This is a genomic window from Aquibium oceanicum (assembly GCF_001889605.1).
Taxonomy (GTDB): domain Bacteria; phylum Pseudomonadota; class Alphaproteobacteria; order Rhizobiales; family Rhizobiaceae; genus Aquibium; species Aquibium oceanicum.
The window spans coordinates 3,132,152-3,145,990 of record NZ_CP018171.1; the positions used below are offsets into that span (position 1 = coordinate 3,132,152).

The 13,839-nt window shown below is 65.7% G+C and carries 14 protein-coding genes; 1 reads left to right on the forward strand and 13 read right to left on the reverse strand.

Translation table 11 applies throughout. The features are described from left to right. Nucleotides 1–80: 80 nt before the first annotated feature. From lpdA to BSQ44_RS15360, 13 genes are all read right to left on the reverse strand, one after another. Entirely contained in the window at nt 81–1,541 is a 1,461-nt protein-coding gene (gene lpdA, locus BSQ44_RS15300; protein WP_072605667.1) for a dihydrolipoyl dehydrogenase, read from the reverse strand. 78 nt (nt 1,542–1,619) lie between these two features. After that, nucleotides 1,620–1,889, reverse strand: a complete 270-nt coding sequence (locus BSQ44_RS15305; protein ID WP_072605669.1) for a YdcH family protein — start codon at nt 1,887–1,889, stop codon at nt 1,620–1,622. A 79-nt stretch (nt 1,890–1,968) separates the two neighbouring features. Next, nucleotides 1,969–2,607 (reverse strand): SGNH/GDSL hydrolase family protein, encoded by a 639-nt coding sequence (locus BSQ44_RS15310; RefSeq protein WP_072605671.1) that lies wholly within the window; start codon nt 2,605–2,607, stop codon nt 1,969–1,971. Between the two features lie 37 nt (nt 2,608–2,644). After that, a complete protein-coding gene (locus tag BSQ44_RS15315) occupies nt 2,645–4,084 on the reverse strand; it encodes a pyruvate dehydrogenase complex dihydrolipoamide acetyltransferase (protein ID WP_072605673.1) in 1,440 nt (479 codons plus the stop codon). Continuing rightward, nucleotides 4,085–4,708 (reverse strand): Uma2 family endonuclease, encoded by a 624-nt coding sequence (locus BSQ44_RS15320; RefSeq protein ID WP_072605675.1) that lies wholly within the window; start codon nt 4,706–4,708, stop codon nt 4,085–4,087. 22 nt (nt 4,709–4,730) lie between these two features. Continuing rightward, a complete protein-coding gene (locus BSQ44_RS15325) occupies nt 4,731–6,179 on the reverse strand; it encodes a pyruvate dehydrogenase complex E1 component subunit beta (RefSeq protein WP_072605680.1) in 1,449 nt (482 codons plus the stop codon). 11 nt (nt 6,180–6,190) lie between these two features. Continuing rightward, a complete protein-coding gene (gene pdhA / locus BSQ44_RS15330; protein WP_072605685.1) occupies nt 6,191–7,234 on the reverse strand; it encodes a pyruvate dehydrogenase (acetyl-transferring) E1 component subunit alpha in 1,044 nt (347 codons plus the stop codon). Nucleotides 7,235–7,415: 181 nt separating this feature from the next. Next, nucleotides 7,416–7,742: an FtsB family cell division protein gene (locus BSQ44_RS15335; RefSeq protein WP_072605687.1), complete on the reverse strand. Its 327-nt coding sequence runs from the start codon at nt 7,740–7,742 to the stop codon at nt 7,416–7,418. 60 nt (nt 7,743–7,802) lie between these two features. After that, on the reverse strand, nt 7,803–9,077 hold the full coding sequence (gene eno / locus BSQ44_RS15340; protein ID WP_072605689.1) for a phosphopyruvate hydratase: 1,275 nt from the start codon (nt 9,075–9,077) through the stop codon (nt 7,803–7,805). A 109-nt stretch (nt 9,078–9,186) separates the two neighbouring features. Further along, complete coding sequence (locus BSQ44_RS15345) at nt 9,187–10,176, reverse strand: isopenicillin N synthase family dioxygenase (protein WP_072605691.1); 990 nt, start codon at nt 10,174–10,176, stop codon at nt 9,187–9,189. Between the two features lie 330 nt (nt 10,177–10,506). Further along, a complete protein-coding gene (locus BSQ44_RS15350) occupies nt 10,507–10,869 on the reverse strand; it encodes a PRC-barrel domain-containing protein (RefSeq protein WP_072605693.1) in 363 nt (120 codons plus the stop codon). Nucleotides 10,870–10,965: 96 nt separating this feature from the next. Further along, nucleotides 10,966–11,811, reverse strand: coding sequence for a 3-deoxy-8-phosphooctulonate synthase (gene kdsA / locus BSQ44_RS15355; RefSeq protein WP_072605695.1), 846 nt, complete (start codon nt 11,809–11,811; stop codon nt 10,966–10,968). Beyond that, a complete protein-coding gene (locus tag BSQ44_RS15360) occupies nt 11,808–12,689 on the reverse strand; it encodes a VOC family protein (protein ID WP_072605697.1) in 882 nt (293 codons plus the stop codon). Before BSQ44_RS15360 ends, kdsA begins: the two co-directional genes overlap by 4 nt. Before the next feature lie 366 nt (nt 12,690–13,055). On the opposite strand from BSQ44_RS15360, the gene BSQ44_RS15365 reads away from it, so the two are divergent. Continuing rightward, nucleotides 13,056–13,826 carry a D-alanyl-D-alanine carboxypeptidase family protein gene (locus BSQ44_RS15365; protein WP_378215607.1) on the forward strand — a complete coding sequence of 257 codons (771 nt, stop codon included), beginning with the start codon at nt 13,056–13,058 and terminating at the stop codon, nt 13,824–13,826. Nucleotides 13,827–13,839 lie beyond the last annotated feature (13 nt).

The following is a 13,839-nucleotide window of genomic DNA, read 5'->3' on the forward strand; positions in this document are numbered from 1 at the left end:
CTCTCCGCCGGATGTCCCGTTCGCCGTCACCCGCCCGGACTTCGTCCGCCGGCGGGCGCGCCCGCACGCCTGCCTTCCGGTCAGGCGTTCAGCGCCCGCCCGTAGGCGTCCAGCACGCTCTCCTTCATCATTTCCGACAGCGTCGGGTGCGGGAAGATCGTGTGCATCAGCTCTTCCTCGGTGGTCTCCAGGTTCATGGCGACGACGAAACCCTGGATGAGTTCGGTCACCTCCGCCCCCACCATGTGCGCGCCGAGCAGCTGCCCGGTCTTGGCGTCGAACACCGTCTTCACCAGCCCTTGGTCCTCGCCCAGCGCCACCGCCTTCCCGTTGGCCACGAACGGGAAGCGGCCGACGCGCACCTCGTGGCCTGCCTCCTTCGCCTTCGCCTCGGTGAGCCCCACCGAGGCCACCTGCGGCTGGCAGTAGGTGCAGCCGGGGATGAGCGCCTTGTCGAGCGGGTGCGGATGGAGCCCGGCGATCTTCTCGATGCAGATCACACCCTCGTGCTCGGCCTTGTGGGCGAGCATCGGCGGCCCGGCGACGTCGCCGATGGCGTATATGCCGGGCACCGAGGTGCGGCACCATTCGTCGATGACGATCGTGCCGCGCTCGGTCTTCACGCCGAGCTCTTCCAGCCCGAACCCCTCGACGTTGCCGACCACGCCGACCGCCGAGATCATCCTGTCGGCGGTGATCTTCTCCACCTTGCCGTCCTTGGTCTCGACATGCGCCGTGACACTGTCGGACCCCTTCTCCACCTTCGTCACCTTCGCCTCGAGCAGGATCTTCATGCCCTGCTTCTCGAAGCGCTTGCGGGCGAGTTCGGAGATCTCCGGATCCTCCACCGGCATCACCGTCTTCATCACCTCGACCACCGTCACCTCGACGCCCATCGTCTGGTAGAAGGACGCGAACTCGATGCCGATGGCGCCGGACCCCATGACCAGCAGGGACTTCGGCATCTTGTCGGGCACCATGGCCTCGAAATAGGTCCAGATCAGCTTGCCGTCCGGCTCGATGCCGGGCAGCGCGCGCGGCCGCGCGCCGGTCGCCACGATCACGTGCTTGGCCGTGTACGTCCCCTCGCCCTTGGTGTTCTTCGGCGCCGGATGCTGCGGCTGCATCGGCTTCTTCGACGGCTTGGACACGACGATCTCGGCCGGCTGGTCGCCCTTGCCCGCCTTGGAAATCTTCGCCTCGCCCCAGATCACGTCGACCTTGTTCTTCTTCATCAGGAAGCCGACGCCGTTGTTCATCCGCCCCGCCACCCCGCGCGCGCGATCGACAACGGCCTTCAGGTCGGGCGAGATGCGGCCCTCCAGCGTCAGCCCGTAGTCCTTGGCGTGTTCGGCCAGATGAATCACCTCGGCCGAGCGCAAAAGCGCCTTGGTCGGGATGCAACCCCAGTTGGAGCAGATGCCGCCGAGATGCTCGCGCTCCACGATCGCGGTCTTTAGCCCCAGCTGCGCCGAGCGCACCGCAGTGACGTAGCCGCCGGGCCCGGCGCCGATGATGATGACGTCGTAGTTCTCAGCCATGAGCGCTTCCACTCCTTTCGTTCCCGGCAGGGGCGTTCTGGCCGCCCGCCTTCAAGGGGAAGAGTGGAAGCGTCGGCCTCACCCTTCCGCGATCGGCTCCAGCACAGGCTCGTGCTGCACCAGCATCCGGTATATCTCGTCCTTCAGCCGCATCCGCTCTTTGCGCAGGTCGGCCAGATGGAAGTCGTCGAGCGGCTCGACGTTGGTCTCGCCCCGGTGAACGGCCCGGTTCACCTCGTGGTATTCGTTGGCGATCCGGTGGAAGTGCCCGTCGGTCTCCCGCAGATGGTGGATGAGGGCGACGTGCTCCGGGAATTCCTCGGCGATTTCGTGTGGCGTGTGCGACATGGTCCATTCTCCTGTCCGAATGCCCCCACGCTAGCCCGCCAGCTTCTGGCCTCCTTGATTTCGATCAACGTCCATGGCCTCACAGCCCGAGCATCATGCGCACGATCGGCTCCAGCGCCTTTCCCACCGCGCGCGTGCTCTTGGCATCAAGATGCACCCCGTCGAGCGGCGTCGTCGGCGCCACAGATCCGGCGTCGAAGAAGCCGCAGCCGGTGTCGTCGGCGAGGTCGGAATAGAGGCTCGCCAGCATCCTCGACTCCCCGATCATGCCTTCGAACATGGCGGCGAAGTCCGGGTCGGCCGTCTCGCAGAGCGGCGGCGGGGCCACCAGCAGGATCTCCGGCGGCTCCTGCTCCAGCGGATAGGCCGTGCCACGCACGATGTCGACCAGCCGCCGCATCCCCTGCACGGCCCCGACCGCCCGCCCGCACACGAAGGGCTTCATGTCGTTCGACCCGAGCATGATGATGACGAGGTCGAGCGGCGCGTGCGTGACCAGCAGCGTCGGAAGCACCCGCGCGCCGTTGCGGTCGGACGACGCCAGATGGTCGTCGAACGCCGTCGTGCGCCCGTTCAGCCCTTCCGCGATCACCTGCACGCTCTGCCCGAGGCTCGCCTGCAGCACGTTCGGCCACCGATCCTCATGCGCATGCCGCGCCGGCCCCTCGGCCGAATAGCCCCAGGTAAGCGAATCGCCGTAGCAGAGGACGGTTTTCATGCGGGGCTCCGCTCCACCCCTCCCCCTTCAGCCATGCTCACACCAACATCCCCATCGGCTTCTCGATGTGCCGCTGGAACGCCGCCGCCAGTTCCGCGCCCAGCGCGCCGTCAATCACCCGGTGGTCGAAGGCGAAGGTCGCGGTCATGATGGTGGCTACCTTGATCTCGCCGCCCTTCACCACCGGCTTCTCCACGCCAGCGCCGACCGAGACGATCGAGGCGTGCGGCGGGTTGATGATGGAGGTGAAATTCGACACGCCGAACATGCCGAGGTTTGACACCGCCGTCGTGCCGCCCTGGTATTCCTGCGGCTTCAGCTTCTTGTCGCGGGCCCGTTTGGCCAGGTCCTTCATCTCGTTGGAAATCACCGACAGGGTCTTTTCCTCCGCCTTGCGGATGATCGGCGTTATAAGCCCGTCGGGGATCGCCACCGCGACGCCAACGTCGGAATGCCGGTGCCGGACCCGAGCCGTCGACGTCCAGGAGGCGTTCGCCATCGGCACGTCGCGCAGCGCCAGCGCCATCGCCTTGATGATGAAGTCGTTGACCGAGAGCTTGTAGGCCGGCACGTCGCCCTTTTCCGTCTTGCGCATCGGCGATGCCGCGTTGATCTCGGCGCGCAGCTTAAGCAGCGCGTCGATCTCGCAATCCATGGAGACGAAGTAGGCCGGCACGGTCTGGTGCGATTCGGTCAGCCGCGCCGCGATCGTCTTGCGCATGCCGTCGTGCGGCACGAGTTCGTAGGAGCCCTCCTCGAAGAGCTTCAGCACCGCGTCGTCCGACATGGTCTTCGGAGCGGATGCAGGGGCGGCCGCCGCCGGCTTCTCCTCCGAAGCCTTGCCTGCTGGCGCCGCCTTCGCCGTGCCGCCGGCCGACGCGGCCTCCACGTCGGCCTTTACCACGCGCCCGTGCGGCCCGGACCCTTCTATGGCCGACAGGTCGATGCCGGCGTCCTTGGCCAGCCGCCGCGCCAGCGGCGAGGCGAAGGTGCGGGAGGTGTCCGCGCCGTTGCCCTGCTTCTTCGAGGGCCGGTCGGATGAGGCCGTGTCGGACACGGGTGACGCCGCTTGCTCGGACTTGGCGGCGGAGCCGCCGCCCTCCGCGGGCTTCGCTGCGGGAGGAGCGGATGGCGCCTCCGCCTTTTCCGGCTTCCCCTCGGCCTTCTCTGCCTTCTTTTCGGCTTTGGGCGCCGCGCCGTCCCCGCCGCCCTTCGCGGCCTCGGAAACGTCCTCACCCTCTTCCGCCAGCACTGCGATCAGCGCATTGACCTTCACGCCCTCCGTCCCGGCCGGCACGACGATCTTGGCCACCGTGCCCTCGTCAACCGCCTCGACCTCCATGGTCGCCTTGTCCGTCTCGATCTCGGCGATTACGTCGCCGGGCGCCACCAGGTCGCCTTCCTTGACCAGCCACTTGGCGAGATTGCCCTCCTCCATCGTGGGCGAGAGGGCCGGCATGGTGATGTTGATCGGCATCTATCGGTCTCCGGCGTAATAGGGCGTGGGGTCTTCGTTCAGGCCGAGCGGCCGGTCGAGGGGCCACAGGTCGGCGAGCGAGAACACGATGGCATCGAAGGGCGCGGCGCGGACGATATCGGCGGAACTCCAAGTCCCGATCAAAAGCCACTGACCATCGATCAGTTCAAACGCTTCCAGAAGCTGTTGGCGGGGGTCGATCAGCCAATAATGTGAGACACCCAGCTCGGCATAGATGCGAGACTTCACCGTCCTATCCCGTCGTTCGGTCGACGCGGACAGCACTTCGCAGATCCAATCGGGAACAACGTCGAGATAGGCAGTCTCGGGCAATGCCGGCAGGCGCTCGCGACGCCAGCCCGCCAGATCCGGTACCAGGACATGTAGCCCTATGTGCAGTTCCGGCTCAGCAATGAACAGCCAGCCGCCCGGACCGCCTGAGCCATTCTGAAATGGCTCGGATAGCTTTGTGCCGAGCGCCAAGGCGGACAAGCCATGCCTCGGAGACGGCCGCGGGTGGGTCCGCAGCACGCCGTCGATGATCTCCGCCACGAGATGGTCCGGCACGGCCTCCAGATCGGCATAGGTCGCCGGTCGCTTGCTGTCCGTCGCTGATGCATTCATCGGACGATCCTCCGGTCCGCCATCAGCTACGGTAGCACACCGCCTTCACCGCCTCGACCACCTCGCCGACATTCGGCAGCGCCAGCTTCTCCAGGTTCGCCGCGTAGGGCATCGGCACGTCCTTGCCGCAGATGGTGATCACCGGCGCGTCGAGCCAGTCGAAGGCGCGCTGCATCACCTGGCTGGCGATGTGGTCGCCGACGGATGATTGCGGAAAGCCTTCCTCGACCGTCACCAGGCGGTTGGTCTTCTTCACCGACTCGATCACCGTATCGAGGTCCATCGGCCGGATGGTCCTGAGATCGATGAGCTCGACGTCGATGCCCTCGCTCGCCAGCGCGTCCGCTGCCTTCACCGCATAGGTCATGCCGATGCCGAAGGAGACGATGGTGGCGTCCTTGCCCTTTTTGTGGATCCGCGCCTTGCCGATCGGCAGCACGAAATCGTCGAGCTTCGGCACGTCGAAGGTCTGACCGTAGAGGATCTCGTTCTCGAGGAAGATCACCGGGTTCGGATCGCGGATCGCGGCCTTCAGCAAGCCCTTGGCGTCGGCGGCGGTGTAGGGCTGTACCACCTTCAAGCCCGGAACGTGGCTGTACCAGGCGGCGTAGTCCTGGCTGTGCTGGGCCGCCACGCGCGCCGCCGCGCCGTTGGGGCCGCGGAACACGATCGGCGCGCCCATCTGGCCGCCCGACATGTAGAGCGTCTTGGCGGCCGAATTGATGATCTGGTCGATCGCCTGCATGGCGAAGTTGAAGGTCATGAACTCCACGATCGGCTTCAGGCCGGCCATGGCGGCACCCACCCCGACGCCGGCGAAACCGTGCTCGGTGATCGGCGTGTCGACCACGCGCTTGGCACCGAACTCCTGCAACAACCCCTGCGTGATCTTGTAGGCGCCCTGGTACTCGGCCACCTCCTCGCCCATGACGAAGACGTCGCCGTCGCGGCGCATTTCTTCCGCCATGGCGTCGCGAAGCGCCTCGCGCACGGTGGTCGGCACCATCTCGGTGCCGGAGGGAATGTCGGGATCGGCCGCGGTCTCGACCTTGGGCGCGGCCGGCGCCTTGGCGGCCTCCTTCTGCGCACTCGGCTCGTCCGTCGCCCCCCGCGCCTTTCCGCCTGCGTCCTTGGCCGTTTCCTTCGGCGTGTCGGCGTCGGACTTGTCGGAGGCTTCCGGCTTGGGCGAAGCCGCGGGCTTTTCCGAGCCGATGTCGTCCGCGCTTTCGCCTTCCTGGAGCAGCACGGCGATCGGCGTGTTGACCTTCACGCCCTCAGAGCCCTCCGCCACGAGGATCTTGCCGAGCGTGCCTTCGTCGACCGCCTCGACCTCCATGGTCGCCTTGTCGGTCTCGATCTCGGCGATGACGTCACCGGCGGCGACCGTGTCGCCTTCCTTCTTCAGCCATTTCGATAGGTTGCCCTCTTCCATGGTCGGCGAGAGGGCGGGCATGAGAATTTCCACAGGCATGTCCGTCTCCCTCAGCGCAGAATGTCGGTATAGAGTTCGGACACGTCGGGTTCGGCGTCGTTCTGCGCGAACTCGGCCGCATCGGCCACGATGTCGCGCACCTCCTTGTCGATCGCCTTCAGCTCGTCCTCGCTCGCCCATTTCTTCTCGATCAGGCGCGCCTTCACCTGCTCGATCGGGTCGTGTTCGGACCGCATCTTCTGCACTTCGTCCTTGGAGCGGTATTTCGCCGGGTCGGACATGGAGTGCCCCCGGTAGCGGTAGGTCTGCATCTCCAGGATGATCGGCCCCTTGCCGGACCGGCACCAGTCGAGCGCCATCTCGCCCGCGGCCTTCACTGCGCGCACGTCCATGCCATCGATCTGCACGCCGGGGATCTTGAAGGAGAGCCCGCGGTGGGAAAAGTCCGTCTCGGCCGAGGAGCGCGTGACCGAGGTGCCCATGGCGTAGCGATTGTTCTCGATGACGTAGACAACCGGCAGCTTCCACAGCGAAGCCATGTTGAAGCTCTCGTAGACTTGGCCCTGATTGGCCGCGCCGTCGCCGAAGAAGGTCAGCGACACGTTGTCGTTGTCGCGGTAGCGGTTGGCGAAGGCGAGCCCCGTCCCCAGTGGTACCTGCGCGCCGACGATGCCGTGGCCGCCATAGAAATTCTTCTCCTTGGAGAACATGTGCATGGAGCCACCCTTGCCGCGGGAATAGCCTCCTCGGCGTCCGGTCAGCTCCGCCATGACGCCGCGCGGCTCCATCTCCATGGCCAGCATGTGGCCGTGGTCGCGATAGGCGGTGATCATCTGGTCACCGTCCTTCATCGCCAGCCTGAGGCCGGTGACGACGGCCTCTTGGCCGATGTAGAGGTGGCAGAAGCCGCCGATGAAACCCATGCCGTAGAGCTGGCCGGCCTTCTCCTCGAAGCGCCGGATCAGAAGCATGCCGCGATAGGCGGCGAGTTCCTGGTCCTTGTCGAACTCGGAGGGTTCGGGGGCCTTTACCGCCGCGGCGCTATCGGCAGCGGCCTTCGGTTTCGCGGACGTCTTCTTCGTCGCGGCCTTCATGCGTCACTCCCTGTTCCTGTCTTCTTACGGACGGCGGGGAGGCTGCGTCTTGGCGTTCCTCCCCAGGATGGAAGGAAAGCTAACACGGCTTCACGCTTTCAGCCACGCGGAAAAGTGCATGGCAGTCATGCAGCTAAGCACTTATGATCGCACGGAAAATGCGCTATTAACCGGTATTCGGTTAATTTGATTTGCCAAAGGCGCGCATGATGGTGAGCTCGTCCGGCGCCGACATGTTGAGCGCACGGCGCGTCTGCTCGTCCAGCATGTCCTTCTCAAGCGTCCCGTCTCGCAGCAGCGCGATGCGCTCTTCGAGTTCCTCCCGCCGCTCCCGCTTCGAGGCGAGCGTGGAGGTCAACTCCGCGGTCCGTTCCTCCAGCCTGTACTTGGCGTAGATGCCGAACTCGCCATGGAAGGCGTGATAGCCGAAATAGCTCAAAAACAGCGCCGTAAGCGCCGGGACGATCAGACGGCCGGTGTTTCGTTTCTTGTGCTGGCGGGTCCACATGGAGGGCGTAAATCCTTTGCCCCCTTATGGCCCGATCGTGCTTAACGCGCGGTTACGCGGTCATCCCTTCAGGATGCCCTTGCCAGCATAACGCGCCTGCTTGCCGAGCTCCTCCTCGATGCGGATGAGCTGGTTGTACTTGGCGAGCCGGTCGGAGCGCGCCAGCGAGCCTGTCTTGATCTGCCCGCAGTTCGTGGCGACGGCGAGATCGGCGATGGTGGAATCCTCCGTCTCGCCCGAGCGGTGCGACATGACAGCCGTGTAGGCCGCCCGGTGCGCGGTATCGACGGCGTCGAGCGTCTCGGTCAGGGTGCCGATCTGGTTGACCTTGACCAGGATGGAGTTGGCCACGCCCATGCGGATGCCGTCGCGCAGGCGCGCCGAATTGGTGACGAACAGATCGTCGCCGACGAGCTGGCACTTCTGCCCGGCGATGTCGGTCAGGATCTTCCAGCCCTCCCAGTCGTCCTCCGCCATCCCGTCCTCGATCGAGATGATCGGGTAGTCGGCCACGAGTTTCGCCAGGTACTTGGCCTGGGCCTTGGCGTCGCGGGTCTTCTTCTCGCCCTCGTAGACGTAGTTGCCGTCCTTGAAGAACTCGGTCGCGGCGCAGTCGAGCCCGATGCCGACGTCCTCGCCCGGCTTGTAGCCGGCCTTCTCGATCGACCCCATGATGAAGTCGAGCGCCGCGTTGGCGTTCTTCAGGTTCGGCGCGAAGCCGCCCTCGTCGCCGACATTGGTGTTGTGGCCGGCGTCCTTCAGCCCCTTCTTCAGCGTATGGAATATCTCCGAGCCCCAGCGCACGGCGTCGCGCAGCGTCGGCGCGCCGACCGGCATGATCATGAATTCCTGGAAGTCGATCGGGTTGTCGGCATGCGCCCCGCCGTTGATGATGTTCATCATCGGCACGGGAAGCACGTGCGCGCCGGCGCCGCCGACATAACGGTAGAGCGGCAGACCGGCCGCTTGCGCCGCGGCCTTCGCCACGGCCATCGAGACGCCCAGAATGGCGTTGGCGCCGAGCCGGCTCTTGTTCTGCGTGCCGTCGAGTTCGATCATCGTCTGGTCGATGTGAATCTGGTTCTCGGCGTCCATGCCGCCGATCGCCTCGAAGATCTCGCCGTTGACGGCCTCGACGGCCCGCTCGACGCCCTTCCCGAGGTAGCGCGCGCCGCCGTCGCGCAGTTCCACCGCCTCGTGCGCGCCCGTCGAGGCGCCCGAAGGCACCGCGGCGCGGCCCATGGACCCGTCCTCCAGAACCACGTCGACCTCGACGGTCGGATTGCCGCGGCTGTCGAGAATCTCGCGGCCGATGATGTCGACGATGGCGGTCATGGAACGTCCCTCTTTGCTGTCCCGAAAGGTCGCGCCTCTCTTAGCGGACGCCGGGCAAAAGGCAATCCGATCGGGGCGTCCGTGTCGCCGCGCCTGGCGTTTTCCGGGTTCAGGCCGCCTTCACTGTCGAGCGGAACTTGCCCATCAGGTACGGGCCGGACCTGACCGGCGCATATTTCGGCTGTTCGCCGGGCGCCAGGCACGAGGGAATGCAAGCGATCTCCTGATGCCAGTTCGGTTGGTGGAAGAAGGCGAAGGACTGGCGACGGCTGGTGCCGCCCGAGTCGGCTGCCGGGTTAACGACGCGGTGCAGAGTCGAGACCCAGCGATCGTTCGTCCACAGCGCCATCAGGTCGCCGATGTTGATCACGAAAGCACCCGGCACCGGCGGCACGGGACGCCAGACCTTCTCGGGCGTGAAGATCTCGAGCCCGCCGGAACCGGCCTGTGGCAAAAGGATGGTGAGGCTGCCGTAGTCGGTATGGGCTCCGGCCCGCAGCTGCCCCGGCTTCGGTGGCACCGGCTGCTGCGGATAGTTCAGCGCGCGCAGCGCGCTGATCGGCTTGTCGATGGTCGGGGCGAAGAAATCCTCGTCGAGCTTCAGCGCCACGGCGAAGACGCGCATGATGCGTGCCGCCAGATCCTCCATGGCCTGGTAATAGGCTTCCCACGCGTCGCGGAAACCGGCCAGCGCGTCGGGCCAGATCGTCGGCGCATAGCAGAAGGCGAGAGCGTCCGGATCATCGACGCCTTCCGGCACGCCGAGCGGCCCGCCGTTGAAGCTCTCCTTGAGGTCGGGCGGCGTGTCCTCCCCTTTCGAACGGGCGAGCGCTTCCGAGTCCGGACCGAGGTATCCGTAGGGATAGCCAGGATAAGGCGCCTTCGCCTGCTGCTTTCGCTCGGCCGGAAGATCGAAGAAATCGTGCGCCGCTGACCATGCGCCGTCGATTATCGCTTGCGGCACGCCGTGGCCGCTGACTGCCAGGAAGCCGGTCGATCGGCAAATCGCGTCGACCTCGCCGCCGAGCCACGCCCGTTCCTCCGTCCCGGCCGCCTCGAAACGCGACAGGTCGAAGATCGGGAAGTCGGCTCGGGGCATCGGTGTTCCTCTGGTGCTTCCGCCTCAGATTACCTCCAAACGAGTCACGTGTCGAAACCTTCGGTTTAGAATGTTTATTCCGGAGCGCTGTCCATCAGCCGCGATTCCGCTACCTTGGTCATGCGCGTGGGGCGAGACGGAAGGGAGTTTCGCCATGACCGATATCGCGGGCATCGTCTGCCTGTTCTTCTTCGCCGCGGCACTGCTCACGTCCTGCGATCCGGTGGCGCAGCAGCAAGCTGTCCTGATCATGCCTGCCCGGTGACCCGACGAAAAAAGGCGGAGGCGCATACCTGCGCCCCCGCCTCGTCCGTTCCGGATTTGCACCGGTCACCAGTAGGGTTCGACCTTGTAGTACTCGTAGGACTCGTTGCGCGCGGCGGTGCCGTCGCTGGCGGTCAGGTCGCTGATCGAATAGGAAGGCGCGGCCTCCAGCTGCTGGCGTGAGAAGGGCACGACGTAGCCGCCTTCCGACGCCTCGTAGTCGAGCGACGACCAGGGCACCGCATGGTACTTCTCGCCGATTGTGAGAAAACCGCCGAAGCCGATCACCGCGAACATGATCCTGTTCGACATCTTGTCGAGGACGATGTCCTTGATCTCGCCGATCTTCTGGCCGGCCGTGTTGTAGACGTTGGTGCCGAGAACTTTGGAGGCGGTGATCGCAGTGGTGTGGCCGGATGGCGTTGTCATGTCCGTCGCTCCTTTTGTGCGGAAGTGTCGGCGGATAATGGTGAGCGCCAGACGAAGGTTCCACCGTGGAGCGGCGGCCCGAGACCGCCCCGAATGCTAGGGTCGATCCGCTCCCTTGGCGACGCGATCGAATGCCATGAGCCGCTCCAAGAGACCGCGCATGTCGGCCAGCCTGATCATGTTTGGCCCGTCGGAGGAGGTCGAATTGTCCGGATCGTCGTGCGTCTCGATGAAGACCCCCGCGACCCCCACCGCGACCGCTGCGCGGGCGAGCGTCTCCACAAAGCGCCGCTCCCCGCCCGACGAACCGCCCTGCCCTCCCGGTTGCTGCACGGAATGGGTCGCATCGAAGATCACCGGTGCGCCGATCTCCGCCATCACCGGCAGCGCCCGCATGTCCGATACCAGCGTGTTGTAGCCGAAGGAGACGCCCCGCTCGGTGACGAGCACGTTCGGATTTCCCGAACCGGTGACCTTCGCCACCACGTTCTTCATGTCCCAGGGCGCTAGGAACTGCCCCTTCTTCACGTTGACGACCTTGCCGGTCCTTGCGGCGGCCACCAGCAGATCGGTTTGCCGGCACAGGAAGGCCGGGATCTGCAGGACGTCCACCACCTCGGAAACGACGGCACACTGCTCTTCGGTGTGGACGTCGGTCAGCACCGGAACGCCGAGCGTGGCGCGCAGATCCGCGAAGACCGGCAGGGCGGCATCGAGCCCCGCTCCCCGCGTCGCGCCGAGCGAGGTGCGGTTGGCCTTGTCGTAGCTCGTCTTGTAAACGAACCCGATGCCGAGTTCGGCCGTGAGTTCCTTCAGCGCGCCGGCCATGTCGAAGGCATGCTGACGCGATTCGAGCTGGCAAGGCCCGGCGATAAGCGTCAGCGGCAAGTCGTTTCCGAATGCCGCGTTGCCCACGGCCACGAGCGTGTTCGCAGAACTCATGTACTTTCCTCGAAAATGAAGTCGGCGCCCTGCCCCGTCGTCTTCGACACCGCCAGGCGTCCGTCGCGTTCCTGCCAGGCGATCCCGCGATCCTCGAACAGCGCCCGGGTGGCGGCAAGATCGCGAACCGCGAACGTCACGCTCTCGAAGGCGAAACTTCCGCTGCCGCCTTCGGCACCCTCCTGGGCGCTCGGGAGGATGTCGATCCGCGCATTGGCCAGGTCGATCCGGGCGCCAGCCGAAGTATCCTCCGCCCGCGCGCTGCTGATCGATGCGACCAGGGCGCCCGTCGCAGCCGGATTGGCCGCGGTGATCGTCACCGCCGCAATGCGCGAGACGCCGTTCTCGTGATTTTCCAGCCGGGACCTGTCGACCGCCGGCGCGTTGACGCGCTCGCAGGCGAAGAAGAAGGGCACCGCATCGCGCGCAGCCGCGAAGGCAAGCCTGAAGGAGGCCACGTCGCTCTTTCCCACAGCATCGACGAAGGGCCGCGAGAAGAACAGCTCGTCGCCCGCCGACAGCCCCGCATCGCGGAACCGACGATGGTCCGCTGCAGCGTCCCCGGTCGCGAAGACCAGCGCGGAAAACCCTTCCGCGCCGATCCTCTCCCGAAAAAGCGAATCGCGCTTAACGAAGACGTTGCCGTCGCGCTCCGCCTCCGCGCGAAGGGCCGCGTCGCCCCGCTCCAGCGGCTCCAGAAACGTGCCGTCCGCGAAATAGACACAGGCGTTGCGCGTGCCGAACGGATGGATGCCGTCCGGCGCGACGGTGAAACCCAGCGAATCAAGCCGCCCACGCGCATCCGCGAGCGATTGAGCGGGAAGGACGAGATGATCGATCGCGAGCGGTTTCTTGGAGGCAGAAGACATCGCCGCCATGTGCAACAAGTCTTCACGCCGCGCAAGGACGTGAGGCATTCGCCGCTCGAGATCCGGCTCGCCGGCACGCCGCCGAAACAGCAGCGGGCTAGCCTGACGCAAGTTTCCGGGTATAGCCGCTGCGGCTGTTGCAATCGGTTTTCTCCCGAATAGGCTTGAAACGAGGCGGCCGTGTTCCAGATGCGGCACGGGGATCACAGGGCGGAGTGTGCGGCTTCCATGTCGTCGACAGTATTTTTCGGCTCGTCCGCGGGCATGATGCATCACGGACGAGCAATGGCGGCTGACAGGCTCCGCCGCTTTTTCCTCTCGTTTTCCCTCATGCTTATAGCCGTGGCGCTCGGTGCCTGTTCGACATCGGAGGTGATGCGTACTTCGGCCCCGGTGCCGACCTCGGCCTCCTCGAAATACGCCGCCATCGTCATCGACGCCAACAGCGGCCGAACGCTGCATGCCGTCGCTGCCGACGAACCGCGTTATCCGGCCTCGCTCACCAAGATGATGACGTTGTACATGGTGTTCGAAGCGATCCAGCAGGGGCGCATGACGCCCTCCACGCAGATCCCGGTGTCGGCCTACGCGGCATCGCGGCCGCCGACGAAGCTCTACCTCAAGGCCGGACAGTCGGTGGATGCCGACACGGCCATGCGCTCCCTGGCCACCAAGTCGGCCAACGACGTCGCCACTGCCGTCGCCGAGTATCTCGGCGGCAGCGAGACCCGTTTCGCCGACATGATGACCGCCAAGGCGCGGCAACTGGGCATGACCCATACAGTGTTCCGCAACGCGTCGGGCTTGCCCGATGCCCAGCAGCGCACGACCGCCCGCGACATGGCGGTCCTAAGCCTTGCGCTTCGCCGGCACTTTCCCTCGATGTATGGCTATTTCGGCCTGCGCGGCTTCGCTTACCGCGGCAAGACCATCAGGGGCCACAACAAGGTGCTCGACATGGTCTCCGGCGCCGACGGCATCAAGACCGGCTATACCCGCGCCTCGGGCTTCAACCTCGCGACCTCCGTCAGCCGCGACGGCAAGCGCCTCGTGGCCGTCGTCATGGGCGAAAAGACCGCCCGCGAACGCGACGCCCTGATGGCGCAGCTCGTGGAGCGGTTCCTTCCGGAGGCGTCGCGGCGGTGACGCGGTCGCACCG

Bases quoted from the DNA above. Each gene is read 5' to 3' on its own strand.
- BSQ44_RS15325 (WP_072605680.1), bottom strand. From the start codon at position 6,179: ATGCCTGTGGAAATTCTCATGCCCGCCCTCTCGCCGACCATGGAAGAG.
- BSQ44_RS15335 (WP_072605687.1), bottom strand. From the start codon at position 7,742: ATGTGGACCCGCCAGCACAAGAAACGAAACACCGGCCGTCTGATCGTC.
- BSQ44_RS15365 (WP_378215607.1), top strand. From the start codon at position 13,056: ATGCGTACTTCGGCCCCGGTGCCGACCTCGGCCTCCTCGAAATACGCC.
- BSQ44_RS15320 (WP_072605675.1), bottom strand. From the start codon at position 4,708: ATGAATGCATCAGCGACGGACAGCAAGCGACCGGCGACCTATGCCGAT.
- lpdA (WP_072605667.1), bottom strand. From the start codon at position 1,541: ATGGCTGAGAACTACGACGTCATCATCATCGGCGCCGGGCCCGGCGGC.
- BSQ44_RS15305 (WP_072605669.1), bottom strand. From the start codon at position 1,889: ATGTCGCACACGCCACACGAAATCGCCGAGGAATTCCCGGAGCACGTC.
- eno (WP_072605689.1), bottom strand. From the start codon at position 9,077: ATGACCGCCATCGTCGACATCATCGGCCGCGAGATTCTCGACAGCCGC.
- BSQ44_RS15315 (WP_072605673.1), bottom strand. From the start codon at position 4,084: ATGCCGATCAACATCACCATGCCGGCCCTCTCGCCCACGATGGAGGAG.
- BSQ44_RS15310 (WP_072605671.1), bottom strand. From the start codon at position 2,607: ATGAAAACCGTCCTCTGCTACGGCGATTCGCTTACCTGGGGCTATTCG.
- pdhA (WP_072605685.1), bottom strand. From the start codon at position 7,234: ATGAAGGCCGCGACGAAGAAGACGTCCGCGAAACCGAAGGCCGCTGCC.
- kdsA (WP_072605695.1), bottom strand. From the start codon at position 11,811: ATGAGTTCTGCGAACACGCTCGTGGCCGTGGGCAACGCGGCATTCGGA.
- BSQ44_RS15345 (WP_072605691.1), bottom strand. From the start codon at position 10,176: ATGCCCCGAGCCGACTTCCCGATCTTCGACCTGTCGCGTTTCGAGGCG.
- BSQ44_RS15360 (WP_072605697.1), bottom strand. From the start codon at position 12,689: ATGGCGGCGATGTCTTCTGCCTCCAAGAAACCGCTCGCGATCGATCAT.
- BSQ44_RS15350 (WP_072605693.1), bottom strand. From the start codon at position 10,869: ATGACAACGCCATCCGGCCACACCACTGCGATCACCGCCTCCAAAGTT.